This window comes from Amphibacillus cookii, assembly GCF_016908375.1.
Lineage (GTDB): Bacteria > Bacillota > Bacilli > Bacillales > Amphibacillaceae > Amphibacillus_C > Amphibacillus_C cookii.
In genome coordinates this window covers 1-8351 of record NZ_JAFBDS010000022.1, presented here as the reverse complement: position 1 = coordinate 8351, position 8351 = coordinate 1, and the positions used below count along the sequence as shown (strand labels likewise).

Here is an 8351-nt window from a genome sequence, read left to right as displayed (position 1 = left end):
CGGGACGAATACCGAGCGCATCAAGCTGGCCATGGACATGGCGCGTTTCGGGATTTCGTCCAACGATGTTCGAGTAGATGTTAAATCCGTCTAGTGCGCCCTGGGTCACAAGTTGTTGATAATGCCCCGCCCTTAAAGGACCCGGTACCTTCTTCGTTTGGTTTAATGTTTTCCGTAACTGGTCTAACACCCGCTCTAGCTGGCTGTGCTTTTTGCGCCGATCAAAGCCTTTAAGATCATCTAGCACCTCGCTGATATGATCACGGGTCGCCCGTTGATCCTGACTCGCGCTCTTAATTGCCGGTACCTTGACCCCACTAATATCAGTCACCTTCAACAGGCTATCACGCACCTGCTCATACCCACGATAGAGCTGGCGGTAATCATCCTGTATATCGGCGCGTAGCTCGAGAAGGGCGTTTCGATTGAGTTGTGTCCGACTCGCAGTATCGACCTCGCCATGAAAGGCTTGGATATCCTGATTCAGCTTCACCAATAGATCGGTGAACAGGCTGTCAAAGGTTTTCACGACGGTCAGGTGAAAGGTGCGCACATAACGCTTGCTTTGGTCAGCGGCTTGACCTGAAAAACCACGCATCTGGCCCATTGTCTCAAGCGCCCTGCGAATTGCCTGTAAATCGCCACGTATCTCTCGGCATAATGTACGGGTTTCATCCCGAAAGTCTCGGACTTCCTCCATATTGACACGGGTTACCATGTGGCTTCTCCTCCTTATAGTGTAAAGCATGACCCGATAAAAAGCACTTAGGCTCTGCCCTATTTTTCTTTTAGAAGACATAGAAAAGCTGCTTTCAGGTTTTAGAAAGCAGCTTTTTACTTTGGCTATACTGTTTATGTTTATTTTAAAAATTCCTTTGAATTTGTTTACGTTGAAACCAACTATCTTTCTCCTTTATTTAGTAAACAAACATTTATTGGTAAAAAACTTTCTAATTGGTGTCAATGGTAAGGTAAGCTCTATCATATATCATCAAGTTTATCGAGGTCTCTTTTATTGATAATTATTTTCTAGTCTTCAACACTTATAGAAATGTAAGTAAGAGAGCGTAAGGCTCTTACTTCGCAGTTTAGTTTACACTCCCGCCAATTGTGATTAAAAACTTTATTTCTCCATCCATATCAAGTGGCAGAGTTCCTCTCCATTTAGATCCACTCATAATTTATTCTGATTTATAATCCTTTATCCAACTGACTACATTTGTTTTATTACTTATTAAATAGATAAAACTTTCTTTATCTATTTGAACTTGAGTATACTTCTTATCACTTTTCACTTACCATATTAATTATCAAAATTCTTTCTTCTGAACTGGAAATTAGATACTAATTACCTTCTGAAAATAAACCTTTCTTCTTGTCAGTATAATTAGAAAACACATAATCAATTGTTTATTAAGAGATTTTTATTCATTTATTATTACTTTAGACCTTAATAGTTAGTATTAGAATTTTAATTGGAGTTACGACTTTTAAGTTGTTATCTATTGGTTAATATATCTATAAAATATGAAAAACCAGGGGAACATTCAAAAAAAATAGGTTCCAATTCAGATGATTCATCGTGTTTCCACACTCCAACTGAAGGATTATCTTTTCTGTCTTTAAAATTAAAACAGAGAAAATCCCCACCAAAAAGACTAGCAATTGGTAGTAGTTCAACACCCACTAAGTCCTCATTATCTGTTAATCTCTCTTCGATTTGAGATAAAACAACATCTATATCATACATACCCATGCTGTTATTCTCGCTATCTTCCAAAATACATAAAAATCTTTCTATAACATATTCATGAAAATTAACAGTAAATAAATTCTCAACTGGAATCGCACCGTTGTATTTGGAAACAAAATCTTTGTATTCAATTGGTAGTTTAACTCGCCAGTAACCTTCTTGCTTTGCAATATCCTTTTCATTTGGCAAAGGTAAAATTATTGATGTTTCCTCGATTTTCATAATTTGATCACCTCTCAATATTGTTATCTCCGACTACCTGCCCACATCCCTGAAGTTCTGCCACCATTATGACTAATAATATTGTGTATACCAAAACCTATTAATTCCATTTTACCAGGAATCTCTGTATGATACCATGTGGTACCAGGACGAGCCCCTCCTATATGTTTATTTAGCCATTCAAATTGAATTTTATCACTAGCACTCCAAAGATTGGTGGGTAAATTTATAGTTTCATTCACTAGATTAGCTCCTCTAAAATCAGCAAATCCATACTTCATTCCTTCAACAGGCTTCTATCCCTTGGCGAGAAAACACCTCGAGCCTAATTTTGTTACACTTGCTTACCTATTTAACGTTTCTGTTGACTATTTGTTAAGGGTTTTCAGTATAAATAGTTATATTCAAAATCATAAAAAAGAATTAAAGAATATAGAAAATTCATTCTCTAAAAAACTGATGACTATATGAGTAAATTTGATAACCTTGTTTACAAAGTAATGGAAATGAGGATTGAACATAGATTATCTGACGAAGCAGTCAACATTTTATTTGAAGGTGTGTTACGATTTTAGAGTCAGAGTTTGAATTTAATGCAGATAAAAATTATTTTGAGCAACCTATAAGGTATTACAAAAAAGAATATTCTAAATTTAATGCGACCAAAGATAACTAAAAAGGATATGAGAATCCTAAAAATCCTTAAAGAGGAAGTTTTTCTCATATCTCTTTTCAAACTAAATTTTTAATTATAAATACAGCTAACTTTTATTAACTATTGGCAACTTGATTAGTGAAGTTTTGCCTTACTAATTATTTATTACTTTAATTTCTCTTTCTCATCTTCTAACCATTTTTTATGGTTTGAGACAACTTTAGATAAATGCTCCTCAGTGTAAAATTCTTGAGGGTGTAATTTATTTTCCGCACCTTGGTATTGATACGGCATATCGAATGGGGAATCCAAATCAAGCCAGAATTCACTAATTTCTAGCAAAGCATTTACATAGTCTTTATCTAATATTTTCTTCAATAGATTATTAACTAAAATCCATCTCCATCTATAATAGGACATCAAATCTTTTCCATTAGAGTCCTCAATCAGATCCAAAAGATTATATATTTCATTCTCATCGTAAGCTGAAAATAAACTTCCAAGCTCCCATATATACGGATTTTCTTCATTTTCATTTTTAGATAGATAATCTATGGTGTATTTCATTACAAATTCATCATCAAGTATACTTTGTAAATGAAATTCGTTGTCTGAATAACCAAATCTACCTACTTTAAGCTCATTCCAATAAAAAGGAATTTCCTTTTTTTAAAATTCATCTATACAATTCATTATTTTATAGGCACTCCGTTCAATTTTGGATTTCTGACAAACATTCTGTGCGTAACTTTTCCGGCTTGAATTATCCACTCAAAACGTCCCGTAACACCATTTTGGCTCCCCTGAATTTAATATAATTTAGCATTACCTAAATCTGTGACTTCTGATAAACCAGCATAATTATCAATAGTATCAGAAAAAACATGCGCTTTTGGAACATTAGGAAATTCATCTATAATAATTTGAGTTTGTTTTGTAGATGGTTTTCATGTTAATGGGTCAATATCATGAACAGAGCCATTCCCTTTAACTGGTTTAATATCATCAACTTTTAATCCACTTCCAGATCTAGGACCTTCTAAAATAGAATTGGTGATTTCTTCTACTACTTTTTGATTAGTCCCGCTGGCTTCCTTCCCACCATTCAACACAACCTGATCTTTCTGAATATTAACCGTTTGCGTCTGTGGCTTCGTTTCCACCTGTTGATTACTAGGACCCTTCGGTGCTTGCACGTTGTGTGGGTCATTATCCTGATCAATTATCACAAATTGGTCTGGGGTAAGCCGATGACCCTCTTGCTGTAAGAAGCGGTACAGCTCCTGATTTTGCACCCCATAGCCCGTTAATCTATCCTCAAGGTGCCAGATCATCACACGCTCTGCCTCTACTCCCGTTGAAATGCGTCCATAAACATGGTAAGCCTTTAGCTCCGCCATGTATAGCGCATGCGTGTCGGCTAACTGCCGTTGCACACCCGAATGTTCATCGACATGACGGGGTTGGTGAGTCTGCTGGAGCTTGACGATTTGTTGGTAGCGATGAAGCTCACTAAACGCGGGATGAGTCACAAGCTGCTGGTAATGGCCCACCCTTAACGGCGCCGGGACCTTCTTCGTTTGATTGAGCGTATGCCGGATCTGGGCTAACACCCGCTCCAGCTGGCTGTGCTGTTTGTGCCGATCAAAGCCTTTAAGATCATCAAGGAGCTCGCTGATATGATCACGGGTTGCCCGCTGATCCTGACTGGCTGTTTTGATCGAATATCAGCCACCTTCAATTGGCTATCCCGCACCCGTTTATACCCGCTATAGAGCTGACGGTAGTCATCCTGGATATCGGCACAAAGCTCAAGCAGGGCGTTTCGATTGAGTTGCGTCCGACTCGCGGTATCGACCTCGCCATGAAAGGCTTGGATATCCTGATTCAACTTCACCAGTAGATCGGTAAACAGGCTGTCAAAGGTTTTTACAATGGTCAGATGAAAGGCAATCTTATATACGGTATTTAAATGTGATGTTCCTTTCAGGAGACCATTATTATTTCTAAAGAAAGCAGAAGAAAATGGGAAAAACGATTCCGTCAAACACTATAAATAAAGTCAATAGAACGCTAGTCTCTCCTAATGTCGCTATTAACTTTATTTATTGGGCATGTGCTTTTGTTAGTGCCCGAGAAACTCACGAAATAGCTAGCATCTTGACTTGTTCCTCAAGCATTTTCAGCATAACATGTCCACCGTTTGCTTTAGCATTTGAATTTATTCTTTCAAACCTTTTCTACTGCACCCTCAGAATCTAGCAAAATAGCAGGTAACAACATAAAATCTTTTATTGATAGGTGGAAGAATGCCCACCAAGCTACTAGCATAGAACAACTTCTTAATTACCCTACATAAAGCTTTATGTTTTCATCTGCAAAAGCTTTTGGTAATGTTTCTAGAATGTAGTCTAATCTTATTTCTAAATCGATTTTTGCATCTATATCTCTAACATTTTTTTCTATCCATTCTTTAACAAGTCCTAATTCTCTTAAAATTACTGACATATTTTCTTTCTCAATTACTATCCCTGTTTCAAAAATAGGGACCCAACTTAATTGCAATTCATTTGAAGCTTTGAGCCAGTAACTTGAAAAGACTTCTTCTGTTGCAACCGGAATAAAGAATAGTTGTTCTTTCTCATTTTTTGGTTCATCTATAATAATACCAATTGACATACTTTACTTCCCTCCAAATATAACTTCAAATGTATAGCCTGGGAATTCAGACTGTAGTTTTGTAATACTCTGATTTACTGCACTTTGCAATTCTACACTATTTCCGTCTAGTCTAAATACAAACTTTTTTACACCTTTTATTTCTTCTAAAGAAGGGATAGATTGACTACCATTTACTGTTGGTCTAGTAGCATCTGCGATATCTAAATTTTTAATTCTATTTACAGTTTTTTGATAAATTTGCTTATCTGCAAATTGCTGTGGTGTCTGAGTTGATAATCCCGTTCTAGGATTTACTACGTCCAAGCCTTTCGCAGTCTTATCCTCATAAAATATTCCTTTATTTAAATCAATTTCATCAAATTCTCCAAGAGGACTACCGTTCTTATTAATTATTTCAACTTCTTTGCTTATTTTTCCAGTTTTACTGACTTTCCTATCCCCATTCAAAACAGCCTGATCTTTCTGAGTATTAACCTTCCCCTTTACCGTTTGCGCTTGTGGCTTCGTCTCCACATGTTGATTACTAGAACCCTTTGGTGCTTGCACGTTGTGTGGGTCATCGACCTGAACCTGCTTTTGACCATACTTAGTCGACATACGATAGGAACCGTAGGTAAACCCAAGAATCAACAACGCCTGACCCAATTCATCCTCCTGCGTCCATTCGACCGTATCCTGTGCCACGACGGCGCCCGTCATGATCCAATTGAATGGGACCACGAGTTTCTCACCCGTCACATAATTGACACCCTTGCGCCAGGCAGCATTGACTTTCGCTAAGTAGGTATCCTGATCCATTAGCACAAATTGGGCTGGGGTAAGCTGATGACCCTCTTGTTGTAAAAAGCGGTACAGCTCCTGATTTTGCACCCCATAGCCCGTTAATCTATCTTCAAGGTGCCAGATCATCACAGGCTCGCCCTCTACCCCTGTTGAAATACGCCCGTAAACATGGTAAGCCCTTAGCTCCGCCATGTATACCGCATGCGTGTCGGCTAACTGCTGTTGCACACCCTGGTGTTGACGGGCATGATGAGGCTGTTGAGCCCTTTCTCGCTTTACAATTTGTTGGTAATGAAGTAGCTCACCAAATGCTGGTTGAGTTATTAAATGCTGATAATGTCCGCTCCTTAAAGGCGCCGGGACCTTCTTCGTTTGATTGAGCGTTTGCCGGAGCTGGTCTAACACCCGCTCCAGCTGGCTGTGCGTTTTGCGCCGATCAAAGCCTTTAAGATCATCAAGGAGCTCGCTGATGTGATCACGGGTTGCGCGTTGATCCTGACTGGCGCTCTTAATTGCCGGTACCTTGACCCCACTAATATCAGTCACCTTCAACAGGCTATCACGCACCTGTTCATACCCACGATTAAGCTGGCGGTAATCATCCTGTATATCGGCGCGTAGCTCGAGAAGGGCGTTTCGATTGAGTCATTCATAGCCTAAGCCGATACATTATAAATTCTTTATATCTTATTTTACAGTATAGAAGGGAGATACATCTTGTATAGCTTGTTTACTAAAACTATCTTCTAATGGCATGATATCTAGAAGCATGTCTTTGGCTAAATATTTTTTTACAACAGTATTTATATCTTCGAAGAACACATTAATTCCAACATCTGATTCAATTATTAGTAGTAAATTTGGCAAATTATTTCCACGAACCATTTGAAGAATATAAGCCTTTTTTATATATTTATGACGTTTAAATACTTTAATTAAATTCTTTATTAAGTCTGTAGGTGTTTCTTTTGGAATGCCTGTATATATTTTTTCGCCTTTTTTTAATACATCACTTTCAATAACTCCCATCTGCTCTCGGTTCAAAACGATATTATAAGAATTTGGATTAATCACCACTCCATTCCATAAAGGGTTATCAAAGAGTAATTTTTGATAGTCTTTCCACTTTACTAACCATCCATCAACATGTTCAAAGCTTGGGAAATTTTTTAAATCCACCCATTCTGTAAATAGCGGAATATATTTATCTCCATTTGTTTGTTGTAAATCTAAAATACTTATATTAATATTTTCATCACTGCTATCTTTGATAATAGGAATCAGTAAAGTACTTTTCTTTAAATATTTAAAAAAATTAGTTTCTGATTCAACTGTATTTGTGGATTTTAACTGTTCAATAATACTATTTAGCTTTTCATTTTTTAAAGGTTTATTTATATTCATAGTTCATTCTCATCTTTCGCATAATATTTTCCATCAGAAAATTTTCTAACAAAACCTTGTGCAGGAAAATCCGGATATTTTACTTCCCACAAAGTACCACAACAATTACAAACATACCATTTATCAGCAAACCATTCTATAGTTTCATTTTGTCCTATTCCAACATAATATGGATGAGTAACTTCTTTTGACATGAATATTTTATTTTTAGTTTGTGTTAACAAAAAAGACTTTAATTCGTTAAAGCAATCAAGCGATGTTATCTTTGTTCCAGTTCTCTTATTGCAATCACAATTTATTTTCCAAACCAACTTGCATCCACCTCCGGAATATATACTTGATTTCCACCCCCGGGCAATGTACCTACTCTGTTACCAAGACTGTCATATATTATTTGAAGTCCTGCCGTCCCCTCATAGATAACCGTTCCCTTTGGTACTGTCACTTTAGTAACAGTAGTTGCTGTGTTCCCCCATGCTGGATTCAAAGCAGAATCCAATTGTGACTGTAACCCACCATTTTGAGGAGTTCTAGATATATATCTACCGACTTCTCCTGCAGAACCTCCCGAAGTTCTATACATGGTAGTATCTTTTGGTAATACTGTTTCTGTGTAAGTCCCTCCCGTAAAAGTATCGGCCATACTTGCATCCAATGGACCAGTTTTCCCCGGGTGATATTTGGCCCCCGCTCCACCGGCTTTCCCACCATTCAAAACAACCTGTTCTTTCTTCACATATGCCTTAAAATTCGAAGCCTGACGCGCACGTTTACTCAGCTCAACATTCTGTTGTATCTCCTGCCATAGTGACAACCTTTGCGGTTTGCCACCACTTCCAATTAGCTGCTTCC

At 37.6% G+C, this 8351-nt stretch carries 11 protein-coding genes; all 11 read right to left on the bottom strand.

The window, feature by feature from the left end; translation table 11 throughout:
* Window positions 1-718 (bottom strand): T7SS effector LXG polymorphic toxin (locus JOE23_RS17625; RefSeq protein ID WP_204440815.1); only part of this gene is annotated, 718 nt, incomplete at its 3' end.
* Between the two features lie 780 nt (window positions 719-1498).
* Window positions 1499-1975 (bottom strand): SMI1/KNR4 family protein, encoded by a 477-nt coding sequence (locus JOE23_RS17620; protein WP_204440813.1) that lies wholly within the window; start codon window positions 1973-1975, stop codon window positions 1499-1501.
* 23 nt (window positions 1976-1998) lie between these two features.
* On the bottom strand, window positions 1999-2217 hold the full coding sequence (locus JOE23_RS18120) for an HNH endonuclease (protein WP_338021937.1): 219 nt from the start codon (window positions 2215-2217) through the stop codon (window positions 1999-2001).
* 578 nt (window positions 2218-2795) lie between these two features.
* Window positions 2796-3290 carry a DUF2247 family protein gene (locus JOE23_RS17610; protein ID WP_338021938.1) on the bottom strand — a complete coding sequence of 165 codons (495 nt, stop codon included), beginning with the start codon at window positions 3288-3290 and terminating at the stop codon, window positions 2796-2798.
* Window positions 3291-3577: 287 nt separating this feature from the next.
* On the bottom strand, window positions 3578-4243 hold the full coding sequence (locus tag JOE23_RS17605; RefSeq protein ID WP_204440802.1) for a hypothetical protein: 666 nt from the start codon (window positions 4241-4243) through the stop codon (window positions 3578-3580).
* A complete protein-coding gene (locus JOE23_RS17600; protein WP_204440800.1) occupies window positions 4237-4677 on the bottom strand; it encodes a hypothetical protein in 441 nt (146 codons plus the stop codon). The genes JOE23_RS17605 and JOE23_RS17600 overlap by 7 nt, the downstream gene beginning before the upstream one ends.
* Before the next feature lie 299 nt (window positions 4678-4976).
* The gene (locus JOE23_RS17595; protein ID WP_204440797.1) at window positions 4977-5309 is read right to left on the bottom strand and encodes a hypothetical protein; all 333 of its coding nucleotides are present in this window, start codon (window positions 5307-5309) and stop codon (window positions 4977-4979) included.
* Between the two features lie 3 nt (window positions 5310-5312).
* Window positions 5313-6500 carry a hypothetical protein gene (locus JOE23_RS17590; RefSeq protein WP_204440795.1) on the bottom strand — a complete coding sequence of 396 codons (1188 nt, stop codon included), beginning with the start codon at window positions 6498-6500 and terminating at the stop codon, window positions 5313-5315.
* Between the two features lie 282 nt (window positions 6501-6782).
* Entirely contained in the window at window positions 6783-7499 is a 717-nt protein-coding gene (locus JOE23_RS17585; protein ID WP_204440793.1) for an enhanced serine sensitivity protein SseB, read from the bottom strand.
* The gene (locus JOE23_RS17580; protein WP_204440790.1) at window positions 7496-7810 is read right to left on the bottom strand and encodes a hypothetical protein; all 315 of its coding nucleotides are present in this window, start codon (window positions 7808-7810) and stop codon (window positions 7496-7498) included. The genes JOE23_RS17585 and JOE23_RS17580 overlap by 4 nt, the downstream gene beginning before the upstream one ends.
* Window positions 7795-8351, bottom strand: a 557-nt coding sequence (locus JOE23_RS17575) for a hypothetical protein (protein ID WP_204440788.1), incomplete at its 5' end; no start/stop codon positions are given. The genes JOE23_RS17575 and JOE23_RS17580, both read right to left, overlap by 16 nt.